19 protein-coding genes and 1 pseudogene are annotated in these 23,481 nt (G+C 69.1%); 9 read left to right on the forward strand and 11 right to left on the reverse strand.

The features are described from left to right. Positions 1 to 160 precede the first annotated feature (160 nt). A complete protein-coding gene (locus ACH492_RS37865) occupies positions 161 to 727 on the reverse strand; it encodes a DUF4291 domain-containing protein (protein WP_398993658.1) in 567 nt (188 codons plus the stop codon). Positions 728 to 804: 77 nt separating this feature from the next. Then, positions 805 to 1,620: pseudogene (locus ACH492_RS37870) on the reverse strand (IS5 family transposase). Here ACH492_RS37870 and ACH492_RS37875 point away from each other — a divergent pair. Next, positions 1,523 to 1,750, forward strand: a complete 228-nt coding sequence (locus tag ACH492_RS37875) for a hypothetical protein (RefSeq protein WP_398993780.1) — start codon at positions 1,523 to 1,525, stop codon at positions 1,748 to 1,750. The pseudogene ACH492_RS37870 and the gene ACH492_RS37875 overlap by 98 nt on opposite strands. A gap of 49 nt (positions 1,751 to 1,799) precedes the next feature. On the opposite strand, the gene ACH492_RS37880 is transcribed toward ACH492_RS37875, so the two are convergent. From ACH492_RS37880 to ACH492_RS37890, 3 genes are all read right to left on the reverse strand, one after another. Beyond that, positions 1,800 to 2,627 (reverse strand): hypothetical protein, encoded by an 828-nt coding sequence (locus ACH492_RS37880; protein ID WP_398993659.1) that lies wholly within the window; start codon positions 2,625 to 2,627, stop codon positions 1,800 to 1,802. Between the two features lie 147 nt (positions 2,628 to 2,774). Beyond that, positions 2,775 to 3,947 carry a metallophosphoesterase gene (locus ACH492_RS37885; RefSeq protein ID WP_398993661.1) on the reverse strand — a complete coding sequence of 391 codons (1,173 nt, stop codon included), beginning with the start codon at positions 3,945 to 3,947 and terminating at the stop codon, positions 2,775 to 2,777. A gap of 173 nt (positions 3,948 to 4,120) precedes the next feature. After that, the gene (locus ACH492_RS37890) at positions 4,121 to 5,233 is read right to left on the reverse strand and encodes a LacI family DNA-binding transcriptional regulator (RefSeq protein ID WP_307662375.1); all 1,113 of its coding nucleotides are present in this window, start codon (positions 5,231 to 5,233) and stop codon (positions 4,121 to 4,123) included. A 359-nt stretch (positions 5,234 to 5,592) separates the two neighbouring features. On the opposite strand from ACH492_RS37890, the gene hisC reads away from it, so the two are divergent. The 5 genes from hisC (at position 5,593) to ACH492_RS37915 (ending at position 14,245) form a co-directional block, all read left to right on the forward strand. Then, positions 5,593 to 6,672: a histidinol-phosphate transaminase gene (hisC, locus tag ACH492_RS37895; protein ID WP_398993663.1), complete on the forward strand. Its 1,080-nt coding sequence runs from the start codon at positions 5,593 to 5,595 to the stop codon at positions 6,670 to 6,672. 248 nt (positions 6,673 to 6,920) lie between these two features. After that, positions 6,921 to 8,429 (forward strand): cytochrome ubiquinol oxidase subunit I, encoded by a 1,509-nt coding sequence (locus ACH492_RS37900; RefSeq protein ID WP_398993665.1) that lies wholly within the window; start codon positions 6,921 to 6,923, stop codon positions 8,427 to 8,429. 22 nt (positions 8,430 to 8,451) lie between these two features. Then, entirely contained in the window at positions 8,452 to 9,453 is a 1,002-nt protein-coding gene (cydB, locus tag ACH492_RS37905) for a cytochrome d ubiquinol oxidase subunit II (RefSeq protein ID WP_398993667.1), read from the forward strand. Between the two features lie 15 nt (positions 9,454 to 9,468). Then, entirely contained in the window at positions 9,469 to 12,993 is a 3,525-nt protein-coding gene (cydD, locus tag ACH492_RS37910) for a thiol reductant ABC exporter subunit CydD (protein ID WP_398993669.1), read from the forward strand. Between the two features lie 202 nt (positions 12,994 to 13,195). Next, the gene (locus tag ACH492_RS37915) at positions 13,196 to 14,245 is read left to right on the forward strand and encodes a peptidoglycan DD-metalloendopeptidase family protein (protein WP_398993671.1); all 1,050 of its coding nucleotides are present in this window, start codon (positions 13,196 to 13,198) and stop codon (positions 14,243 to 14,245) included. 8 nt (positions 14,246 to 14,253) lie between these two features. Here ACH492_RS37915 and ACH492_RS37920 read toward each other — a convergent pair whose 3' ends face one another. Next, complete coding sequence (locus ACH492_RS37920) at positions 14,254 to 15,102, reverse strand: Cof-type HAD-IIB family hydrolase (protein ID WP_398993673.1); 849 nt, start codon at positions 15,100 to 15,102, stop codon at positions 14,254 to 14,256. A 93-nt stretch (positions 15,103 to 15,195) separates the two neighbouring features. Here ACH492_RS37920 and ACH492_RS37925 point away from each other — a divergent pair, with 93 nt between their 5' ends. Beyond that, positions 15,196 to 16,095: an LLM class flavin-dependent oxidoreductase gene (locus tag ACH492_RS37925; RefSeq protein WP_398993675.1), complete on the forward strand. Its 900-nt coding sequence runs from the start codon at positions 15,196 to 15,198 to the stop codon at positions 16,093 to 16,095. Positions 16,096 to 16,146: 51 nt separating this feature from the next. Here the strand turns inward: ACH492_RS37925 and ACH492_RS37930 are convergent, their stop codons facing one another. The 5 genes from ACH492_RS37930 to ACH492_RS37950 form a co-directional block, all read right to left on the reverse strand. After that, the gene (locus ACH492_RS37930) at positions 16,147 to 16,704 is read right to left on the reverse strand and encodes an RNA 2'-phosphotransferase (protein WP_398993677.1); all 558 of its coding nucleotides are present in this window, start codon (positions 16,702 to 16,704) and stop codon (positions 16,147 to 16,149) included. A 124-nt stretch (positions 16,705 to 16,828) separates the two neighbouring features. Further along, a complete protein-coding gene (locus ACH492_RS37935; RefSeq protein ID WP_398993679.1) occupies positions 16,829 to 17,770 on the reverse strand; it encodes a MerR family transcriptional regulator in 942 nt (313 codons plus the stop codon). 36 nt (positions 17,771 to 17,806) lie between these two features. Continuing rightward, positions 17,807 to 18,724 (reverse strand): metal-dependent hydrolase, encoded by a 918-nt coding sequence (locus ACH492_RS37940; protein ID WP_398993681.1) that lies wholly within the window; start codon positions 18,722 to 18,724, stop codon positions 17,807 to 17,809. Continuing rightward, positions 18,721 to 20,490: an SDR family oxidoreductase gene (locus ACH492_RS37945; RefSeq protein ID WP_398993683.1), complete on the reverse strand. Its 1,770-nt coding sequence runs from the start codon at positions 20,488 to 20,490 to the stop codon at positions 18,721 to 18,723. Before ACH492_RS37945 ends, ACH492_RS37940 begins: the two co-directional genes overlap by 4 nt. Further along, the gene (locus ACH492_RS37950; RefSeq protein ID WP_398993685.1) at positions 20,487 to 21,332 is read right to left on the reverse strand and encodes a M24 family metallopeptidase; all 846 of its coding nucleotides are present in this window, start codon (positions 21,330 to 21,332) and stop codon (positions 20,487 to 20,489) included. Before ACH492_RS37950 ends, ACH492_RS37945 begins: the two co-directional genes overlap by 4 nt. A gap of 263 nt (positions 21,333 to 21,595) precedes the next feature. On the opposite strand from ACH492_RS37950, the gene ACH492_RS37955 reads away from it, so the two are divergent. Then, positions 21,596 to 22,561 (forward strand): ABC transporter ATP-binding protein, encoded by a 966-nt coding sequence (locus ACH492_RS37955; protein WP_307665897.1) that lies wholly within the window; start codon positions 21,596 to 21,598, stop codon positions 22,559 to 22,561. After that, the gene (locus ACH492_RS37960; RefSeq protein ID WP_398993688.1) at positions 22,558 to 23,460 is read left to right on the forward strand and encodes an ABC transporter permease; all 903 of its coding nucleotides are present in this window, start codon (positions 22,558 to 22,560) and stop codon (positions 23,458 to 23,460) included. The genes ACH492_RS37955 and ACH492_RS37960 overlap by 4 nt, the downstream gene beginning before the upstream one ends. Positions 23,461 to 23,481 lie beyond the last annotated feature (21 nt).

Consider the following 23,481-nt stretch of genomic DNA (forward strand, 5'->3'; position numbering starts at 1 on the left):
GCCCACATGCACAACCTCGCCCTCGCCGCGTGAACAGAACCACCCCGGACACGGCCCCGACCTGCCAAAACGCAACCTTCTGCAACACGCTTTAGGGCCTGTTGCGAAAGTGCTGCTCATAGTGTCTGGGGCCGCAGGTGGCTCCCTCACCAGTCGGCCGTCATCTACCGGAGGAAAGGAGGCCTTCCAGTGCCCGTGGCAGTGGGTAGACGCGCTCTGCGGGAAACAGCCGCTGGGCCTTGGCGGCATGCCCGGTTTGTATCAGTGCCGCGGCCTTGCGGACCTGGGGGGTGAGGTCGGTGAGGCTGACGATCCAGTCGTCGGTGAATGTGCGGATCAAGCGGCGGCCGATGCCGACCTGGATGCTGTAGTGGTTCAGCGCCGCTCCGCGCCGCGAGCGTTCCGGGTCCCACTGGACATGTACGGCTGCTTGGGCCACGGCAGCAGGGTCGGCGGTCGTGAGCACGGCCTGGGACAGAGCTTCTTCCCAGCCCTGCCGGGTTATCCGCACTGCAAGAACACGCTCTTGACCGGGTTTGCGGGCCCAGTTGCTGCGATGCATCAGCCACAGGAACGAGGGCTTGATCCATGTCATCCGGTGGAACGAGAACGGCGCAACGAAACGGCCCGCTTGCAGCGCCGCGTCGGCGATGGCAGGCGCGTACGCCTGGTAGACCACGATCGTGTGAGCATCGTAGTCGGCGCGAATCTGGTACTGGGGTGCCATGCGCCGCACCCTGTCATCCGCTCCACTCGCATCGCGAACCGTTTTCCCCACCGACCCGGCCGGTTCGAATGCGCTGGTCACAGCCACTCGTTGAGGGCTGCGACCAGAACGGTCGCTTCGTAGCGGACGGCAAGCTTGTCATAGCGCGTTGCTACCGCTCGATGACGCTTGAGGCGGTTGATTCCGCACTCCACCGCATGGCGCTCCTTGTAGTCGTCCTTGTCGAACTTGGGCGGGCGCCCGCCGCGAGATCCGAGCTTCTTGCGGTTGCGGACCTGATCAGACTTCTCCGGGATCGTGCAGCTGATCCCGCGTTTGCGCAGGTACGCCCGGTCCGCGCGGGAGCCGTACGCCCTGTCCGCGCGAACCTTGTCCGGCTTGGTGCGCAGCCGGCCCGGGCCGGTGCGGGGAACCCGGATGCCTTCCAGGACCGACTGGAACTCCGGGCTGTCATGTCGCTGGCCAGCAGTGACAAGCAGAGATAGCGGCTTCTGGCCCTGCTCCACGGCCAGGTGGAGCTTGGTGGTCAGCCCGCCACGCGACCGCCCAAGGCCGTGGTCGTCCGGTTCGGCGAAGACACCGCCGGGAGGCTCCTTCTGCGAGGCCCCTTCTTACGCGCCCCGGCGGCGTGCTGATGGGCCCGAGCGACTTGAGTCCACGCTTACATCCCACGTGATCAGGCCTTTTGCGTCGGCCTCGGCCTGCAGCTCCACGAAGATGCGCTGCCAGGTGCCGTTGCGCTGCCAACGCCGGAACAGGTCATAGGCCCGATCCCAAGGCCCGTATCGCTCCGGCATGTCACGCCACGGCGCACCGGTCCGAGTCCGCCACCGTATGCCGTCGATCAACTGCCGCCGCGTCCACGTCGGCGGACGCTTGATCTCGCAGGACATCCGGCGCGGCGACTCGCAGGAGTCCGAGCAGCCACAGGAGTCTCAGCAGGAGATCGAGGACGGCATGGCGGAGAAGTCCAAGGAGTTCGCCGCCGCGGGCAACCGCGTCTATCTGCCAATCGCGGAATGATGGCGGAGTGATCTCGCAATGACGTGCCGCCACGAGCGCCGGCCGGGGATTACTCCGGCTGGTGCTCGGGGCCGCCGAATTCCGGGCTGGTGAAGTCCGGGCTGGTGAAGGTGGGCCGCTGTCCCGCCGTCGAGCCCTCGCTCGGGCTTGAGTAGTCCGGGCCGCTGTAGCCGATCTTGGGGATACGGCTCACATGGCGCGGCGGGTCCGCTGAGGTCGGGTCGGCGCTGGGGTCCGCCAGCGCTGCCCGCAGGAAGGGCAGCAGTCCGCGCTCCAGCAGAGCGTGCCGCCAGGCTTCCTTGGCCCGGGCCACCTCGTCGGGCAACTCGCCCGTCGACTCCTCGGCCGGGACTTGTGTCGCGCCGTTGCTCAGCGCGGTGAGCAGCAGTCCGATCGCGGCGACCAGGATGGCGGCCGCCGTGAGAGCCCCGAAGAACCAGCCCGCGGAGACCAGAGCCTCTGCGAACGACGGCGTGGGGCTGAGCATCTTCAGGATGTAGCCGACCAGCAGGAAGATCACCGCGGCTGTCCCGGCGAGCACCGGGGCGAGCACGGCTATGACGGCGGCGAACCCCGCGCCGCGTTCGGAGGCCTCGCCGACGGCCGGGGACAGCACGGAGTTGTGCATGGAGTCGGTGGCCGCGGGAGTTCGCATCTCCTCGCGGATCTTTATGTAGTGCTCATACTCGGCAGCGGCGGCGGTGGTGATCAGTGCCGTCGCGTTCAGGGCCATCGTGCGCAGCTGTTCGGTGTTCAGGCGCTGCCCCACGGCAGCGAGATCCGGACGGTCATGGGCGTTGCGCAGTGCGTCGTCGAGGATGCGCTCGTACTCGGCGCGGTCCTCGGTCAGCAGGTGCGGAGCGCTGTTCATCTGCATCCCCCGATGCTCCGTAGGGCCGGATTGCCCGCATCGACCGGGCGGTTGGGCAGAAACGGAGGAGAGCCTGCTACGGATAAGCCGATGGTAGAGCGGTTACGGCACGGGGTGACAGGGGGTTTGAGTAAATCGCCTGTCGGGCTTGGATCAGTTGGGCAGGGGAAGCTGGACGACAAGGAGCTTTCCGGCCATGGTCACGCCGCCGTCCATGGCGATCGCCAGCCCGTCCGCGTACACATGCGGGCCCTCGACGACCGGGCGCGCGCCGTCCTCGCCGTCCTCGGTGCCCACTTCGCCCAGCAGATACGGAATGGGGCTGTGGCCGTGCACGACGCGGCGGCCGCCGTAGGTGCTGAGCAGTTCGCGTACGGCCTGCGGCCCCGCGTCGTCGCGGAAGGCGAAGCGCTTGGTGAACTTGCGGAACAGGTCCCAGCACTCGTCGGCGTCATTGCGGGTGAGGATCGCGTGGACGGTGTCGTTGACGTCCTCGAGGGTGTCGCCGTACTCCAGATAGGCGGTGGTGTCGGAGTGCATCAGCAGATGCTCGTCCTCCTCGATCACCGCGTCGAGGCGTGCCATCCACTGCAGATGGACGTCCTGCAGCCGGTCCATGTCGGTCTTCTGGCCGCCGTTGAGCAGCCAGGCGGCCTGGAAGGTGGCGGTGCCGGCACCGGAGTTGACGGGAGTGTCGCCGAATCGCTTCGCGCCGAGCAGCAGCAGTTCGTGATTGCCCATCAGGGCCTTGCAGTAGCCGCCCGCGGCCGCGGCCTCGGCGGAGAGCCGCATGACGAGGTCGATGACGCCGATGCCGTCGGGGCCGCGGTCGGTGAAGTCGCCGAGAAACCAGAGGCGGGCATGGCCCGCGGCCCAGTGGCCGTCGGCGTCGATGAGGCCCTGTTCGGCCAGGGCCTCGACGAGTTCGTCGAGATAGCCGTGGACGTCGCCGACCACATAGAGCGGGCCGAGGCCTTCGGGGGTGGGCGCCTCGTCCGGTGTGACCTGCACCTGGACGGTGTCGCCCGGACCGCCGCGGCCGATCACCGGCAGATCGCGCGCGGTGGGGGTGTAGCCGTCCGGAGCCTCGCCCTCCGGGACTGCGTTGCCGGGGTGGGCGGATTCCGGGGATTCAGGGGACTGCCGCGTCGGCTGCTCGGGCGGCGTACTGGCCGGGTGCTCCTGCGGCGGCAGCTGCGAGTGTGCGGGGAGTTGCGGGTGCGCCGGAACCTGCGACTGCACGGGAACCTGCGCGTACGGCGGAACGCGGAAGTCGCGCAATGTTGCCGTCCGCACCACGGGTCCTTGACCGGCCCCCTGAGTCATCGACCCCTCCACACCGTCGCGCCGCCGTTCACCAGTCGGCCCAGCCTGGTCGGGGTGGTCCGCGGTGTCGTCCGCCCATCATAGGAATGAGGTCCGTGCTGTGTGACGCACCAGGGGTGGTGAATCCGGTTGCACCCCTGGTTCGCCGGTTGTTTCGTCCTGATTGGGAAGGTCTAGTCCGATGAAGGGGATCGAGGTGGGCTGACAGTCGTCCGCGAAGGGCGGCGCTGCGAGGACGTCCGGACGATCAGTTCGGTCGGTATCACCTGCTCGACCGGCCGGTCTTCGTCGATTCCCTCGATGGCGTCGATCAGGAGCTGGACGACCGCCGTGCCGATTCTGCGTGGTTTGAGCGAGAGGGTGGTGATGGGCGGCTCGGTCGTGGCGTACACGGTCGACTCACTGCAGCAGATGAGCAGCAGATCGTCGGGGACTCGCAGGCCGTATCGCCGGGCGGCGGCGAGGAGATCGGTGCCGTTGGGGTCGAAGAGTCCATAGACGGCGTCGGGCCTGTCCGGACGGGCGAGCAGCCGGTCGGCGGCGACGGCGCCGGCGCACGGGTCGTGGGCAGGGTAGGACTCGTAGACCGGGTCCTGGCCCACGCGCTCGCACCAGTTCAGATAAGCGGTGGTGGACAGGCGGGTGTAGGTGTCCGTGGTGGTGCCGGTGAGCAGGCCGATCCGGCGGGCGCCGGCGGCGGCGAGATGGTCGAGCAGATCGAGTACGGCGGTTTCGTGGTCGTTGTCGACCCAGGCGGTGACCGGGAGCGTGCCGGCCGGGCGGCCGTCGGAGACGACGGGCAGGCCCTGGCGGACGAGTTCGGTGACGACGGGGTCGTGGTCGGAGGGGTCGATGACGACGGTGCCGTCGAGGGCGACGTTCGACCAGACGTCATGGCGTGAGGTGGCGGGGAGAATGACGAGGGCGTAGCCGCGGGCGAGCGCGGCGGAGGTCGCGGCTCTCGCCATCTCGGCGAAGTACGCGAACTCTGTGAAGGTGAAAGGTTCATCCCCGTACGTCGTCACGGTCAGGCCGATCAAGCCTGACTTTCCGGTACGGAGCGTTCGGGCCGCGGCGGAGGGCCGGTAGCCCAGCCGGTCGGCGACCTCGCGGACATGTCGGCGGGTGGCGTCCGGGAGCCGGCCCTTGCCGTTGAGTGCGTCTGAGACAGTCGTGATGGAGACTCCGGCTGCGGCGGCCACGTCTCGGATGCCCGCCCGACTCCGCCTGCTGCCCCGCCGGGATGTCTCCGTCCGGCTCACCTGGTGCTTCCCTGCTGCTGTCATGGCGAGCCGATAGTAGGGCTCGCGTGGGCGGTTGAGCCGGTCGCATATTCACTCGTTGACAGGCACGTTTCTGCATGATCGTTCTTACTCAACTGCCTTGGAAATCAAGGGACTTGAGCGATCATCCCATAACGTCTCGGGTGTGGAGACGTGCAGGCCTCTCGAATGGTCGATGTTGCGAAGAGGTCTCAACTCACTAGTACGGGCGATGCGCGCCACGGAGTGAGCTACCGGCGCGCGCTACGGGAGAGGGCGCCCCCCTTTCCCGGCCGCTGCCGTTCGCAGCGGCCTGGAATCCTCATAAGGTGAGAAGTATTCGAAGCTGCTGATTGCAACTGATGGCACGAGGAGGACCTGCGGTGAGCGAGACGAGCCCCAAGCTGCGCGCCGAGCTGGACGGCATTCCCACCTACAAGCCGGGCAAGCCCGCCGCTGCAGGCGGCCCGGTCGCGTACAAACTGTCGTCCAACGAGAACCCGTATCCGCCGCTGCCGGGTGTGATGGAGAGCACGATCGCCGCGGCGCAGGGTTTCAACCGCTACCCCGACATGGCCTGCACCGGCCTGATGAATGAGCTGGCTGACCGCTTCGGGGTGCCCGTGACGCACCTGGCCACCGGCACCGGCTCGGTGGGCGTCGCTCAGTCGCTGCTGCAGTCCACTTCGGGCCCGGGCGACGAGGTCATCTATGCCTGGCGGTCCTTCGAGGCGTACCCGATCATCACCCGGATCAGCGGGGCGAAGCCGGTGCAGGTGCCGCTGACCGCCGGTGACGTGCACGATCTGGATGCGATGGCCGACGCGATCACCGACCGGACCCGGCTGATCTTCGTCTGCAACCCCAACAACCCGACCGGCACGGTGGTGCGCCGGGCGGAGCTGGAGCGGTTCCTGGACCGGGTGCCGTCGGATGTTCTGGTGGTGCTGGACGAGGCCTACCGTGAGTTCATCCGTGACGCCGATGTCCCGGACGGCACCGAGATCTACCGCAACCGCCCCAATGTGGCGGTGCTGCGCACCTTCTCCAAGGCATACGGCCTGGCAGGGCTGCGCGTCGGCTTCGCGATCGCCCATGAGCCGGTGGCCGCCGCGCTGCGCAAGACCGCGGTCCCCTTCGGCGTCACGCAGCTCGCCCAGGACGCGGCGGTCGCCTCGCTGCGTGCCGAGGACGAGCTGCTGGGCCGGGTCGGCTCGCTGGTTGCCGAGCGCACGCGTGTGTACGACGGACTGGTCGAGCAAGGCTGGACCGTGCCCGAGACCCAGGCGAACTTCGTCTGGCTGCGGCTCGGCGACCGTACGGTCGACTTCGCGGCGGCCTGCGAGAAGGCCGGCGTCGTGGTGCGTCCGTTCGCGGGTGAGGGCGTACGGGTCACCATCGGGGAGAACGAGGCGAACGACATCTTCCTGCACACCGCCGAGGCGTTCCGCAAGGAGCTCTAGCCGGTCCAGGCAGCTGCCCGGCGGGCCATGAGATACGTATCTGCACCCGCCGGGCTCAACAAGCTGTTGGAGTTCCTGGGACGAGACATCCGAAGAGGTACCCCCCCGCTCGAAGGTTCGGATTTCGTATGAGCCATAATGCTTGTGAATGTGAACGCGTTCACAAGCGCGCCCTGATCATCCTGAGATCGATCGGATTAAAGGGGCAAACCGCCGCTGTGACCATGGCGATGTAAGGAGAGGACGACGTGGACCTAGCTCTGGCGCCGGAAACCTTGGCGCGATGGCAGTTCGGCATAACCACCGTCTACCACTTCCTCTTCGTCCCCCTGACGATCTCGCTCGCCGCGCTCACAGCCGGCCTGCAGACAGCCTGGGTGCGGACGGAGAAGGAGAAGTACCTCAAGGCCACGAAGTTCTGGGGCAAGCTGTTCCTGATCAACATCGCCATGGGTGTCGTCACCGGCATCGTCCAGGAGTTCCAGTTCGGCATGAACTGGTCCGACTACTCGCGCTTCGTCGGTGACGTCTTCGGCGCCCCGCTTGCCTTCGAGGCGCTGATCGCGTTCTTCTTCGAGTCCACCTTCATCGGGCTGTGGATCTTCGGCTGGGACAAGCTGCCGAAGAAGATCCATCTGGCCTGCATATGGATGGTGTCGATCGGCACCATCCTCTCCGCGTACTTCATCCTGGCCGCCAACTCCTGGATGCAGCATCCCGTCGGCTACCGGATCAACGAGGAGCGCGGGCGGGCCGAGCTCACCGACTTCTGGCAGGTACTGACCCAGAACACCGCGCTCACCCAGTTCTTCCACACCATGACGGCCGCCTTCCTCGTCGGCGGCGCTTTCATGGTCGGTATCGCCGCCTTCCATCTGGCGCGCAAGAAGCACATCCCGGTGATGCGCACCTCACTGCGGCTCGGGCTGATCACCGTGATGGTCGCCGGACTGCTCACCGCGGTCAGCGGTGACCTGCTCGGCAAGGTCATGTTCAAGCAGCAGCCGATGAAGATGGCCGCCGCCGAGGCGCTGTGGGACGGCGAGGCGCCGGCTCCCTTCTCGATCTTCGCGTACGGAGATGTCGACGCCGGCCACAACAAGGTCGCCATAGAGGTGCCAGGACTGCTGTCCTTCCTGGCCAACGACGACTTCGACTCGTACGTCCCCGGCATCAACGACGTCAACAAGTCCGAGCAGGAGAAGTTCGGACCCGGCGATTATCGGCCCAACATCCCCGTCGCGTACTGGGGATTCCGCTGGATGATCGGCTTCGGTATGGCGTCTCTCACCATCGGGCTGATCGGGCTCTGGCTCACCCGGAAGAAGTTCATGCTGCCGCCGGGGCTGCGGACGGGCGAGGACGAAGTGCCGCATCTGGTGCTCTTCAAGAACCAGGCGCTGAACCCCAAGCTCACCAAGTGGTACTGGATCGTCGCCCTCTGGACCATGCTCTTCCCGCTGATCGCCAACTCCTGGGGCTGGATCTTCACCGAGATGGGGCGTCAGCCCTGGGTCGTGTACGGCGTGCTGCGCACCCGAGACGCTGTCTCCCCCGGCGTCTCGCAGGGCGAGGTGCTCACCTCGATGCTCGTCTTCACCCTGCTCTACGCGGTGCTCGCCGTCATCGAGGTCAGGCTGCTCGTGAAGTACGTCAAGGCCGGACCGCCCGAGCTGACCGAGGCCGACCTCAACCCGCCCACCAAGATCGGCGGCGACGACCGTGACGCCGACCGGCCGATGGCCTTCTCGTACTGAGGCCCTGAGGAGCTGCTGAGGCATGGAACTTCACGACGTCTGGTTCGTACTCATCGCCGTCCTGTGGATCGGCTACTTCTTCCTCGAGGGCTTCGACTTCGGGGTCGGCGTCCTGACCAAGCTGCTGGCCCGGGACCGGACCGAGCGGCGGGTCCTGATCAACACCATCGGGCCCGTCTGGGACGGCAATGAGGTGTGGCTGCTGACCGCGGGCGGCGCGACCTTCGCCGCCTTCCCCGAGTGGTACGCCACTCTCTTCTCCGGCTTCTATCTGCCGCTGCTGCTCATCCTGGTCTGCCTGATCGTGCGCGGAGTCGCCTTCGAGTACCGGCACAAGCGGGACGAGGAGCGGTGGCAGACCAACTGGGAGCACGCGATCTTCTGGACTTCGCTGGTGCCGGCGGTGCTGTGGGGCGTCGCCTTCGGCAACATCGTGCGCGGCGTGAAGATCGACGGGCAGAAGGAGTACGTCGGCAACTTCTTCGACCTGCTCAACCCGTACGCGCTGCTGGGCGGGCTGGTCACGCTGACCCTCTTCACCTTCCACGGTGCGGTGTTCGCCGCGCTGAAGACGGTGGGGGACATTCGGATGCGGGCCCGCGCTCTGGCGCTGAGGCTGGGGCTGCTCACCGCCGCGCTGGCGCTCGGTTTCCTGACCTGGACCCAGGTCTCGCGCGGTGACGGCAACAGTCTGGTCGCGATGATCGTCGCGGTGCTGGCGCTGGTCGGGGCCGTTGTGGCGATCAAGGCGGGCCGCGAAGGCTGGTCGTTCGCGCTGTCGGGAGTGACGATCGTGGCCGCGGTCGCGATGCTCTTCCTGACACTCTTCCCCAACGTCATGCCGTCCTCCCTCAATGAGGAGTGGAGCCTGACGGTCACCAACGCCTCGTCGAGTCCGTACACCTTGAAGATCATGACCTGGTTGGCAGGCATAGCCACGCCGCTGGTGCTGCTCTACCAGGGCTGGACGTACTGGGTGTTCCGCAAGCGGATCGGTACGCAGCACATCGCCGATGCCCACTAGTGGGGGATGTTTCACGTGAAACCGATCGACCGGCGTCTGCTCCGGTACGCCCGGGCCACCCGTCGCTTTCTGATCGCGGTGGTGCTCCTCGGACTTGTCGGGGCGGCGCTGGTCGTCGCCCAGGCGATGCTGATCGCCGAAGTGGTGGTGGGGGCCTTCCAGGAGGGACTCTCCACCTCCGGCCTCAGTATGCCGCTGGCGCTGCTGGCGGCGGTCGCGGTCGGCCGGGCGGTCGTGTCCTGGCTGACCGAACTGGCCGCACACCGGGCGAGCGCGGCGGTCAAGTCGGAACTGCGCGGGCGACTGCTGGAGCGGGCTGCCGAGCTGGGGCCGGACTGGCTGAGCCGACAGCGCACAGGCTCGCTGGTGGCGCTCGCCACCCGCGGTGTCGATGCGCTGGACGACTATTTCTCGCGCTATCTGCCGCAGTTGGGGCTCGCGGTGGTGGTGCCGGTGGCGGTGCTGGCGCGGATCGTGACCGAGGACTGGGTCTCGGCGGCGGTGATTGTGGTGACGCTGCCGCTGATTCCGCTGTTCATGGTGCTCATCGGCTGGGCCACCCAGGCGCGGATGGACCGCCAGTGGCGGCTGCTGTCCCGGCTGTCGGGGCACTTCCTGGATGTGGTCGCAGGTCTGCCGACGCTGAAGGTATTCGGGCGGGCGAAGGCGCAGGCCGAGTCGATCCGGTCCATCACCTCGGAGTACCGGCGGGCCACGCTGCGGACGCTGCGGATCGCGTTCCTCTCGTCGTTCGCGCTGGAGTTGCTGTCGACGCTCTCGGTGGCGTTGGTGGCCGTCGGTATCGGGATGCGGCTGGTGCACGGGGATCTGGATCTGTACACGGGGCTGGTGATCCTGATCCTGGCGCCCGAGGCGTATCTGCCGATCCGGCAGGTGGGTGCGCAGTATCACGCGGCGGCCGAGGGGCTTTCGGCCGCGGAGGAGATCTTCCGGGTACTGGAGACCGAGCCGCGGGCGGGCGGTGCGGGGGAGCCGGGCACGTTGCGGCTGGAGTTGGACGGGTTGACCGTCCGCCATGCGGGGCGCAGCGAGGCGTCGTTGGAGACGGCTTCGCTGGTGGTGGAGCCCGGCGAGACGGTCGCGCTGGTCGGGCCGAGCGGCGTCGGCAAGTCGACGCTGCTGGACGTACTGCTGGGGTTCGTGGCGCCGGTCGAGGGACAAGTGCGGGTCGGCGGCGTGGATCTCGCCAGCCTTGATCTGGACCGGTGGCGGGAGCGGATCGCCTGGGTGCCGCAGCGCCCGTATCTCTTCGCGGGGACGGTCGCGGAGAACGTACGGCTGGCGCGGCCGGACGCCGATGACACGGCGGTGCGGGAAGCGCTGCGGGACGCCGGGGCGTACGACTTCGTGACCGCACTCCCCCAGGGTGTGGACACCCTGCTCGGGGAGGACGGCGCGGGGATCTCGGCCGGGCAGCGGCAACGGCTCGCGCTGGCCCGGGCGTTCCTCGCTGACCGGCCGCTGCTGCTGCTCGACGAGCCGACGGCGGCGCTGGACGGGGAGACGGAGGCGGGCATCGTCGACGCGGTACGGCGGCTGGCGGAGGGGCGGACGGTGCTGCTGGTGGTCCACCGCCCGGCGCTGCTGGCCGTGGCGGACAGGGGGGTGGAGCTGCGGGCGCCTGTGAGTGCTGTGGGAGGGGGTTCGGTCGAGGGGCTGCGTCCGTTGGCTTCGCCGGAGGGCGTGGGAGGGAGCCCGGTCGAGAGGCTCCGTCCGGCGGCCTCGCTGGACGGGGTCAAGGAGCTGCATCCCCCCGGATCTGACTTGGCTGCCCTTGCGAGGGTGCGGGGGATGGCCGGGGAGCTGCGGGGGCGCTTCGCGCTCGGGCTGCTGCTCGGCAGCCTCGCTCTGGGGTCCGCGGTGGGGCTCATGGCCGTATCCGGCTGGCTCATCTCGCGCGCCTCCGAGCAGCCGCCGGTGCTCTATCTGATGGTGGCCGTGACTGCGACCCGGGCCTTCGGCATCGGGCGGGCCGTCTTCCGGTACGCCGAGCGGCTCGTCTCGCACGACGCCGTGCTGCGGATGCTTGCCGAGCTGCGGGTCGCCGTCTACCGCAGGCTGGAGCGGATCGCGCCCGCCGGGCTGCGGCAGACCCGGCGCGGCGATCTGCTGTCCCGGCTCGTTGCCGATGTGGACGCCCTGCAGGACTACTGGCTGCGCTGGCTGCTGCCCGCGGGCGTGGCCGTTGTCGTGGGAGCGGGGTCCGTCGGCTTCACGGCGTGGCTGCTGCCCGAGGCCGGGGCGGTGCTCGCCGTCGGCCTCCTCGTCGCCGGGGTTGCCGTCCCGCTGATCAGCGGGACCTGTGCACGGCGGGCCGAGCGGCAACTCGCCCCCGCGCGCGGGGCGCTGGCCACCGGGGTCGTCGACCTCCTGCGCGGGACCGCGGAACTGACCGTCGCCGGAGCGCTGAAGGGCCGGCTGGACAAGACGCGGGAGGCCGACCGGCGGCTGACCCGGATCGCCTCGCAGGGCGCCGCGGCCACCGCGCTCGGCGGCGGGCTCTCCGCGCTGGCCTGCGGGCTGACCGTTGTGTGCGCCGCGTTTGCCGGCGTGCAGGCGGTGCGTGACGGGCGGCTCGACGGCGTGTCTCTGGCGGTCGTGTTGCTCACTCCGCTCGCCGCGTTCGAGGCGGTCACCGGACTTCCGCTGGCAGCGCAGTACAGGCAGCGGGTCAAGCGGAGCGCCGAGCGGGTGTACGAGGTGCTGGACGCGCCCGTCCCCGTACACGAACCGGAGTCGCCGCTCACCCCGCCCAGGACGGCATTCCCGCTCGAAGTGCGGGGCCTTCGGGCCCGGTACGCCGGGCAGGAGCGGGACGCACTCGACGGCGTCGATCTGACGCTGACCGCGGGGAAACGCATCGCCGTCGTCGGGACCTCGGGGTCGGGCAAGACCACCCTTGCGCAGGTGCTGCTCCGCTTCCTGGACGCCAGGGAGGGGACGTACACGATCGGCGGCGTGCATGCGGCCGAGCTCGACGGAGACGCGGTCCGGCGGTTCGTCGGGCTGTGTGCACAGGACGCGCATCTCTTCGACAGTTCCGTTCGGGAGAACCTCAGGCTCGCGCGTACAGCGGCGACGGAGGACGAGCTCAGGCAGGCGCTGGGCAGGGCGAGGCTGCTGAAGTGGGTCGACGCGCTGCCCGACGGCCTCGACACCCTCGTCGGCGAGCACGGCGCTCAGCTCTCCGGCGGTCAGCGGCAGCGGCTGGCGCTGGCCCGCGCGCTCCTCGCCGACTTCCCCGTACTCGTACTCGACGAGCCCGCCGAGCATCTCGACCTGGCGACGGCGGACGCGCTGACGGCGGATCTGCTGACGGCGACCGAGGGGCGGACGACGCTGCTGATCACGCACCGGCTGCAAGGGCTGGACGCCGTCGACGAGGTCGTCGTCCTGGAAGCGGGGCGGATCGCGCAGCGCGGTTCCTACGCCGAGCTCGCCGCGGCCGAGGGTCCGCTGCGGCGGATGCTGGAGCGCGAGCGGGCGGCGGACCTGCTCGGTACCCGGCCCTCCGGATGACCGAGCTGCTGGAAGCCGTGCGCTCCGTCGGCTGCGGCCCGGGATCGGGGAGGACGGCGAGGATACGACGGTGTTCTGGCGGGCCCCGCTCTAGTCCGGACGGGGCGGGAAATCCCGCACGTCGGCGGGAAACTGAGCCAAGTGGCGGTACGACACCTCACGGGTACCAGGAATCGCCGCGGCTCCGGGCGATTATCCGAGGATGCGCTTGAGACACCGCGACCGGCTGCTGCTCGTCCCGGTTCTGCTGTGCGCGCTCCTTGGCCCGAGCGCGCCCGAGGCCATGGCGTCCGACGGTCCGCAAGCCAGCACCAGCGCCGAGGTGGCGCAGCTGTTCGAGGACGCGGCGAAGGCCACCGCGACCTACGAGCAGGGCAGGCGGAGGGCCGAGGTACAGCGCGACAAGGCGGACGGGCTGCAAAGGCAGCTGAACATGCAACGGGATGAACTCGAAGCGATCCGCGACGAGGTGGGCAGCGTCGCCCGCGCCCAGTACCGCACCGGCGGGACGCTCGCGGTCACTGCGCAGCTGCTGCTCGCCAGGAACCCCGACGAACTGCTCCGCGGACGGCGGCTGGCCTGGCAGGCGGGGCTGGCTGTGAACCAGTTGCTCGGCCGGGCCGGGCAGGCCAACCGGAAGCTCACCCAGGTCGAGGGGAAGGCCCGGGCCGCCCGGCGCGAGCTCGACGCCCGCGAGGCGCAGCTGGCAAAGATCAAGCGGTCCATCGAAGCGAAGCTGGAGGCCGCGCAGTGGAAGCTGCAGGCCGAGGCGGACCGCAGCGTAGCGGCCGGCAGGTGTTCGGGCGCCGTAAAGCTCGGCCGCAGCGGGGGCAAGCCGCCGCGGGGTGCGGCGTGGGTGGCGCCGGTGGAGCACTACGAACTGTCCGCCGGGTTCAACAGTGCCGGTGAGCGCTGGGCGAAGCGGCACACCGGCCAGGACTTCGCGGTCGGCATCGGGACCCCGGTGCGGTCGATCGGGGCGGGCCGGGTGATCTCAGTCTCCTGCGGCGGCGGCTTCGGAATCGCGATCGTCGTGCAGCACCCGGGCGGCTACTTCTCGCAGTACGCGCATCTGGCGGCGGTCACCGTCGACCAGGGCGATCGGGTACGCACCGGGCAGTGGATCGGACAGACCGGCACCACGGGCAACTCGACGGGGCCGCACCTGCATTTCGAGGTGCGGCTCACGCCGTATCTGGGGTCCGGGGTGGATCCGGTGGCCTGGTTGAGCGAGCGAGGCGTCTGGCTCTAGCAGCGCTGCTAAACGTTCTTGAGGATCTGCTCGATGACGACCGCCACGCCGTCCTCATTGTTGGCGACAGTCCGTCCGGAGGCCGCGGCGATCACGTCCGGGTGCGCGTTGCCCATCGCGTACGAGGTCCCGGCCCAGGTCAGCATCTCCACATCGTTGGGCATGTCCCCGAAGGCGACGACCTCGTCGGCGGAGATCCCGCGCTGGGCGCAGCAGAGCGCCAGCGTGCTGGCCTTGCTCACGCCCAGGCCGCTGACCTCGAGCAGCGCGGTCGGGCTGGAGCGGGTGAAGGACGCGAGCTCGCCGGCGGCCGTACGGGCCAGGGTGAGGAAGCCGTCGGGCGTCAGCTCGGGGTGGTGGGCGAGCAGCTTGATCACCGGGGCGCCCGCGTCGGGATGGTCCTCGTCGAGCAGCTTCTCTGCGGTGGCGACGGTCGCGCCCGGGTCGAGATGGAAGGGCGGGTAGTCCGGCTCGTAGTGGATACCGGTGGTCAGCTCGACCGCGAAGGAGGTGCCCGGAGCGGCGTCGCGCAGGGTCCGTACGACATCGAGGGCGACGCTCCGCTCCAGGGCGCGGACCTCCAGCAGCTTGCCGCCGGCGTGCAGATCCACGACGGCCGCGCCATTGGCGCAGATGGCCAGCCCATGGCCGTGGACATGTTCGCTGACGACGTCCATCCAGCGGGCCGGCCGTCCGGTGACGAAGAAGACCTCGATTCCCGCGTCCTCGGCGGCGGCGAGGGCGGCGATCGTACGGTCGGACACGGACTTGTCGTCGCGTAGCAGAGTGCCGTCCAGGTCAGTGGCGATCAGCCGAGGGGCAGCGGGCAGCGGGAAGGGATCGGTAGCTGAGGTCACAGATCCATTCTCCCGTACGCCGGTGCACGGGCGTGCGACAGGGCGCACATTTGAGTGCGCACGCGGCACTCCGGGGCCACGTACGCTCGATGCATGCGTTTGAGTACCGTGATCCTCCCTGTCCGCCCTTGGCACAACGGTGGCCGCAACGAGTGGCTCCGAGCCGAGCAGCTGGGCTTCCACACCGCGTACACCTACGACCATCTGTCGTGGCGGTCCTTCCGCGACGGCCCGTGGTACGGCGCGGTCCCGACGCTGACCGCCGCGGCCGCCGCCACCGAGCGGCTGCGTCTCGGCACCCTGGTCACCTCGCCGAACTTCCGGCACCCCGTGACCCTCGCCAAGGACCTGATCTCGCTCGACGACATCTCCGGCGGGCGGATCACGCTGGGCATCGGCGCGGGCGGCATGGGCTTCGACGCGACGGCGCTGGGTCAGGAGGCCTGGACACCGCGTGAACGGGCCGACCGATTCGGCGAGTTCGTGCCGCTGCTCGACCGGCTGCTGACCGAGGACTCCGTGACGTACGAGGGGACCTTCTACTCGGCGGTCGAGGCCCGCAACATCCCCGGCTGTGTGCAGCGGCCCCGGCTGCCCTTCGCCGTCGCGGCCACTGGGCCGCGTGGACTGAAGCTCGCGGCGAATCACGGGCAGGCATGGGTGACCACCGGCGACCCGAAGCTGTTCGAGACGGGCACGCCCAAGCAGTCCGTCGAGGCCATCCGCGGGCAGATCGAGAAGCTCGGCAAGGCGTGTGCGGATATCGGCCGGGATGTGGCCGAGCTGGACAAGATCCTGCTCACCGGCTTCACTCCGGAACCCGGCCGCGTGCTGGAGTCCCTCGACGCCTTCGTCGACTTCGCGGGCAGGCACTTCGAGCTCGGCTTCACGGAGATCGTGCTGCACGCTCCGATCCCGGACTCGTACTTCGCCGCGGACCAGGCCGTCTTCGAGCAGATCGCGACGGAGGGTCTCGCTCAGCTGACCCGCTGAGCCGGACCTCGTGGGGGGACGGCCTCACGGCGTCCACCCCTTGACAGTGGCCTACGCGCCGGGAAAGCGCAGAAACTCCGGCGGTACGGCGTCGGTGAGCCAGACGCCGTTGGTGCTGACGTGGAAGAGGTGGCCCGCCCGATGCATCGCCCCGGCGTGTACGGAGAGGACGACGGGGCGGCCGCGGCGGGCGCCGACGCGGGTTGCGGTCTCGCGGTCGGGCGAGAGATGGACATGGTGGCGCTTCATCGGGCGCAGGCCTTCGGCGCGGATTGCCTCCAGACTGCGGGCCACGGTGCCGTGGTAGAGGTACGCGGGCGGCTCGGCCGGGGGGAGGTCCAGATCGACCTCGACGGTGTGGCCCTGATTGGCTCGGATGCGCGTGCCGTCGATCGTGAAGCGCTGCTTGTCGTTGACGGCGACGACATGGTCGAGCTCGGCGCGGGTGAACAGGAAGCCGTGCGCGGCCGCGGCCCGCATCAGCTCGTCCACCGCCACCCAGCCGTTCTCGTCGAGGGTGATGCCGAGCCGGTCCGGCTGGTGCCGCAGATGCTTCGAGAGGTACTTCGACACCTTCACGGTGCGTTGTTCATCGGGTCTTGCGTTCATGCCGTCAGCGTGCCCGTCGGCTCGGTCCGGCGCCACCGAAAAAATCGCGCTACAGGTTTGATCCACAGCCAACTGTAGTTATCCACAAGGGAATTGACGTTTCTGTGGACAACACGGCGCCGATTCAAGGTCTTTGGTCAAATTGCCTGGAATCACCATTCTTTGAGGTCAGGGCGTCCAATGTCCTTGCCTGCACCTCCCGTTCGGCCGCGGCCGCGATGAAGGCGGCCGCATTCTCCTGGCCAACCAGACGGTGTACCGCCCGAATTGTCTCCGGCGGCAGCGTCACCGAGCGCGGCTCACTGTCCATCGTCGGCGGGCCCTCGGCCCCCAGGTGCTGCTGCAGATGCCGGGTGGCGAACGTCCGCATGGCCCGTGCCAGTTCGGCGTCGACCGTCTGCTGCGCGAGCGGCCGCAGCCGCCGGACCAGCGACGCGGCCTCGGCCGCATCAGCGTCGGTCGGCGGCCGGTGTCCCAGATAACGTGCGAAGACATGCTCGGTGGTGAACTCCAGGAAACGGGACGCTATGTGCTCCACCTGCCCGCGAAGTTCCCGCAGATGACCGGAGATTGCCGAGAGCGGCACCCCAGCCGCGTACAACTCGGCTGCCACCGCGAGCTCTTGGGGGCTGGGCACCAGGAATTCGTCGGCATGCCCCGGGATCCGCTCCAGCACACCGAGGTCCACCGCCTCCGCGACGGCCGCCTCGTCCGGCCTCCCGCCGAACTTCCCGTCCAGCTCGGCGCGGGTGATCCGGGCTGCCTCCTCGTCCGTCCACGGCCCCTGCACCTCGGCGGCCAGGCCGAGCACCCCACCGAGCCCGCGCCCGGCGTCCCAGGCCTCCAGCAACTCCTTGATCGAAGCCAGGGTGTAGCCGCGGTCGAGCAGGTCCGCGATCTGCCGCAGCCGGGCCAGGTGTGTGGAGCCGTACACATTGGCCCGCCCTCGCCGCTCCGGCTTCGGCAGCAGTCCGCGGTCCTGGTAGGCGCGGATCGTACGGACGGTGGCGCCGCTGTGGTGCGCCAGATCCTCGATCCGGTACTCGGCTACTGGCTGCTCGGACAAGCCCGCTCCCTGGATGACAGCTCGATGACAGGCCGCCTACGACAAGGCGGCACGGCCCACCGCCCCCGCCGCGGCGCGGGCCGCGGGTGAAGTCGCGAGATAGTCGACGGCCTTGCGCAGCGAGCCCTCCTGCGAGGGATGGTACGACCCCCGGAAGTAGCGGGGTATGGCTGCGCCCAACTCCCGCCAGCTGGGCAGCAGCCCCTTGCCGACGGCGCGGTTGTGCTCGCGCAGTGAGTACCGCAGCCGGCCGGCGAGCTGTGGATCGTGCCGGATCAGATAGGCCGTGCCCCACCCCCACAGCCAGAGCAGCACGGGAGCGGTGACGACCATGCCCTCGACACGGCGGGCATAGCGCGGCAGCCCCTCGCCGCCACAGTGCTGGTACATGTCGAAGGCGACGGCCCGGTGCTCGACCTCCTCCGCGCCGTGCCAGCGCAGCAGATCCAGCATGATCTCGTCGGCGTCCGCCCGGTCGAGCCCCTCGGCATGCAGCACCCAGTTGCCCAGGACCGCCGTGAACTGCTCGATCGCGGCGATGATCGCCAGCCGGAAGCGCAGCCACTCCCGGGCCGGTATCGGCGCTCCGAACGGTGGCTTCTCGCCGAGCAGTTTCTCGAAGAGGAGCTCGACGTACCTGGTGAATCCCTCGGTGTCGAGCCGCTGCGCGGCCAGGTGGTCCAGCACGTACGCGTGCTGCACGCTGTGCGTGGCCTCCTGGCCCATGAAGCCCTTGACGTCCTTTCGCAGTACCGGGTCGCCGACCAGCGGCAGAGCCTCCTTGAAGACCTTGACGAACCACCGCTCGCCGGCCGGCAGCAGCAGATGCAGCACATTGATGACATGGGTGGCGGTGGGCTCGTCCGGTATCCAGTGCAGCGGGGTCCTGCCCCAGTCGAACGAGACCCGGCGCGGCGTGATGGGGTAGCGGCCGATGTGCTCCTCGGCGCTCACAGCGGCGGCTCCAATCGGGCGATCGCACGCAACGTCCGGGGCATGAAGCGGGACAGGAAGTGGGCGCCGCGGGCTTCGGGCGTCACCGGCACCACCGCCTGGTTCTTCACGACGGCGCGCAGGATCGCGTCGGCGACCTTCTCCGGCGGGTAGTTGCGCAGTCCGTACAGCCGGGCGGACTTCCTCTGGCGCCGCTTCTCCTCCGCCTCGTCCACTCCGGCGAAACGCGCGGTGGAGGTGATGCTGGTGTTGACGAAGCCGGGGCAGATTGCGGAGACCCCGATCCCCTGGCCGGCCAGCTCGGCACGCAGGCACTCGCTGAGCATCAGCACCGCGGCCTTGGAGGTGCTGTACGCGGGCAGTGCCTTGGACGGCTGATAGGCCGCCGCCGACGCGGTGTTGACTATATGGCCGCCCTGGCCACGTGCGGCCATCTGCCGGCCGAAGAGCCGGCAGCCGTGAATGACGCCCCACAGATTGACGTCGAGGACTTTCCTCCAGTCCTCGGCGCTGGTCTGGAGGAACGAGCCGGCCAGGCCGATGCCCGCGTTGTTGACCAGGACGTCCACGACTCCGTACTCGGTGGCGACCTTGCCGGCGAGCTTCTCCATCGCCTGCTCGTCGCTGACGTCGACCGTCTCGCCCCAGGCCTCGGGCGCGCCGATCAGCCGCGACATCTCCGCAGTCCTGGCCGCGCCCTCCCCGTCCCGGTCCACGGCCACGATCCGTGCCCCCGCCTCGGCGAACGCGAAGGCCGTGGCCCGCCCGATGCCGCTGGCCGCGCCCGTCACCAGGACGAGCTGCCCCCCGAACCGCTCGGCATACGGGCCGCGGGCCATGGTCTCCCGCGCGGCCACACCGGCCGCGCCGTCCTCGTTGGCCAGGACGAACTCGCCGATCCAGGCCGACAGCTGGTCGGGCCTGGTCCGCGGCACCCAGTGCTTGGCGGGCAGGGTGCGACGCGTCAACTGCGGTGCCCACTCGCCCAGTTCGTCGTAGAGCCGCTCGGACAGGAAGATGTCACCCGTCGGGGTGATCAGCTGGACCGGAGCCTGGGCGTACGCGTCGGAGCGCGGGCGGCGCAGGCGCGCGCGGACGTTGTCGCGGTAGAGCCACGCGCCGTGCGCCGCGTCCTGCGGCAGCGAGGGCGTGGGGTAGTCACCGCCGGGCACCTTCTCCAGCCGCTGCAGGATCCTGGGCCACCGCTTGCCCAGCGGCCCGCGCCAGGCGAGCTCCGGCAGCACCGGCGTATGCAGCATGTACACGTACCAGGACTTGGCGCCCTGTCCGAGCAGTTGGCCGACCCTGCGGGGCGTGGGCCGGCTCATCCGTTTCTTGATCCAGTGGCCGAAGTGGTCCAGGGACGGTCCTGAAATCGAGGTGAAGGAGGCGATCCGGCCCTCGGTGCGCTTCACGGTCACGAACTCCCAGGACTGCACCGACCCCCAGTCGTGGCCGACCAGATGCACCGGCCTGTCCGGACTCACCGCGTCCGCGACAGCCAGGAAGTCGTCCGTCAGTTTCTCCAGGGTGAAGCCGCCGCGCAGTGGCGTCGGCGCGGTCGAGCGGCCGTGCCCCCGGACGTCGTACAGCACGACATGGAAGCGGTCAGCCAGCCGCTCTGCGACCTCCGACCACACCTCCTTGCTGTCCGGATAGCCGTGCACGAGCAGCACCGTCGGCTGCGTCGCGTCGCCCAGCTCCGCGACGCAGAGCTCGATTCCGCCCGTATGGACCCAGCGCTCCCGCGCCCCCTTGAGACTCACGCCGACTCCTCCGCCCAACGCCGCACATGCGGCAGATCGTCGTCCAGCCAGAACGCGCTCTGCTCCGGGTCCTTGGAGTCGGTGACCACCAAGATCTCCTCGAACTTCGCGCCCGTACCCCTGAATCCGAGGTGCGGCTCGACCGCCCACAGCCCAGGCCGGGGCGGGTGGTCGGAGAATTTGTACGGACTCCACAGCGGCGACCAGCCGTCCCGGTGGCCGTGCAGCGCGTCGCTCGCAAGCCCCTTCAGCGACTGTGTGCCGAACCCGAAGAGATGCGGCGACCAGCGCCGCTCCTTCACCCGGTCGACCTTGTGGGCGATGACACCGAAGGGATACGCGCGGTGCCGGTTGGCATACCCCTGCCGGACCATCAGCCGGTCCACGTCCTCGTAGATCTCGCGCAGCGAGCGCCGCTCCCGAACCTCGCGCAGTATCAGCTCGCGGTGCGCCTCAAGATCGGCGAGCAGTCTGTTGTGCACAGGGCTCGGGCCGAGGCAGCCGGAGTACCCGATGTCCGCGGTGTAGCCCTTGTAGACCGGGGCCATGTCGAGGATGAAGGGCATGCCCGCTTCAAGGACGCGGTTGGTCGGGAAGAACTGCAGCGGTATTCGGAAGCCTACGAAGGCCGTGCGGTCCCCGAACCAGGCGAAGGGGAGGTGGAACCAGTCGCGCACACCGCGCTCCCGCAGCCACTCGCGCTGCATCCGCGCCGCCCCGCGCTCGGTCACCCCGGGCTTGAGCTGCGCCGCGACCGCCTCCGCGCATTCGTACGCGAGGCGCTGCACTTCTCTGAACCCTCGCAGTTCCGCGGTCAGTTCGCTTGCTGCTGCTGAGGTCATGCCACCTGCCCGTCCATCCGTCCCGAGTGCGGTACGCAGCCATAACTTGACACTGATGAATGTGACAATGCCCGGCGGCTGCGTCAAGGGTCATGCATCACCTGTGGACAACCGACCTGTGGACAACCGGCCTGTGGACAACCTCGCCGCTGTTCACTTTCGTCGCTGCCCCCTACGGGTCCGTACCTCTTGAGTCGGACACCGATCCAGCCGCCAGGGCTGACGCTCCATGTGTCGTGCGCCACTACCTTCGAAATGTGACTGTGATCGCGACCGAAAGCCTGAGCAAGCGGTTCCCCAGGGTGACCGCGCTTGACCGGCTCTCCTTGGACATCGGACCCGGTGTGACCGGACTGGTGGGCGCCAACGGAGCCGGCAAGTCCACGTTGATCAAGATCCTGCTGGGTCTGTCCCCCGCCACGGAAGGCCGGGCCGCGGTGCTCGGCCTCGACGTCGCCACGAGCGGCGCCGCCATCCGCGAACAGGTGGGGTACATGCCGGAGCACGACTGCCTGCCGCCCGACGTCTCGGCCACCGAGTTCGTCGTCCATATGGCGCGCATGTCCGGGCTGCCGCCTACGGCTGCCCGCGAGCGCACCGCGGACACCCTGCGCCATGTCGGCCTCTACGAGGAGCGGTACCGCCCCATCGGCGGCTACTCGACCGGCATGAAGCAGCGCGTCAAACTCGCGCAGGCCCTCGTCCACGACCCGAAGCTGGTCCTCTTGGACGAGCCGACCAACGGCCTCGACCCGGTGGGCCGCGACGAGATGCTGGGCCTGATCCGCCGCGTCCACACCGACTTCGGCATCTCGGTCCTGGTCACCTCGCACCTCCTCGGCGAGCTCGAGCGCACCTGTGACCATGTCGTCGTCATCGACGGCGGCGCCCTGCTGCGCTCCAGCTCCACCAGCGACTTCACCCAGACCACCGCGACCCTCGCGGTCGAGGTCACCGACACGGACACGCATCCCGACGGCACCGCCGTGCTCCGCAAGGCACTTGCCGCCGCCGGAATCACGCTCCACGCGCGCGTGGAGGACGGTCTGCCCGGCGCGGGCCACATCCTGCTCATCGAGGCGACGGGCGAGGAGACGTACGACGTCGTACGCGACACTGTCGCCGGGCTCGGCCTCGGACTCGTACGGATGGAACAGCGCCGCCACCACATCGCGGAGGTCTTCCGTCCGGAGGCAGCGGCACAGCCCATGGAGGTGCAGGCGCGATGAGCATCGAGACCACCGGGATCCAGAAGGACACCACCCGGATCCACAACATCGGATACCGGAACTACGAGGGCCCGCGGCTCGGCCGTGCGTACGCGCGCCGCTCCCTCTACTCGCAGTCGCTGCGCGGCGCCTACGGACTCGGCCGCTCGGCCAAGTCCAAGGTGTTGCCGATGATCCTCTTCGCGGTGATGTGCCTGCCCGCGGCGATCATCGTCGCGGTCGCCGTCGCCACGAAGCTCAACGACCTCCCCCTCGACTACACCCGCTACGCGATCGTCACCCAGGCGGTCATCGGCCTCTTCCTGGCCGCGCAGGCCCCGCAGTCCGTCTCCCGCGATCTGCGCTTCAAGACGGTGCCGCTGTACTTCTCGCGCCCGATCGAGCGCATCGACTACGTCCTGGCCAAGTACGGGGCGATGGCCTCGGCGCTGTTCGTACTCACCGCGGCGCCGCTGGTCATCCTCTACGTCGGCTCGCTGCTCGCCAAGATGGACTTCGCGGACCAGACGAAGGGCTTCGCGCAGGGCATGGTCTCCGTGGCGCTCCTCTCCGTACTCTTCGGAGGCCTCGGCCTGGTGATGGCCGCCCTCACACCGCGTCGCGGCTTCGGCGTCGCCGCCGTGATCGCGACACTGACCATCACGTACGGAGCCGTCTCCACCGTCCAGGCGATCGCCTGGGAGACCGGGTCGCCCGGAGCGATCAAGTGGCTCGGCCTCTTCTCACCGGTCACGCTCATCGACGGCGTACAGACCGCATTCCTCGGCGCGACCTCGGCCTTCCCAGGCGAGGCGGGACCGGGAGCCGGTGCGGGCGTGGCCTATCTGCTCGTCGTTACTGCGCTCGTCCTCGGCTCGTACGCCGTACTGATGCGCCGCTACCGAAAGGTCGGGCTGTGACCGCCCACCCGTCGCCCGCCA

Source organism: Streptomyces sp. NPDC019443 (genome assembly GCF_044389785.1).
Taxonomy (GTDB): Bacteria; Actinomycetota; Actinomycetes; order Streptomycetales; family Streptomycetaceae; genus Streptomyces.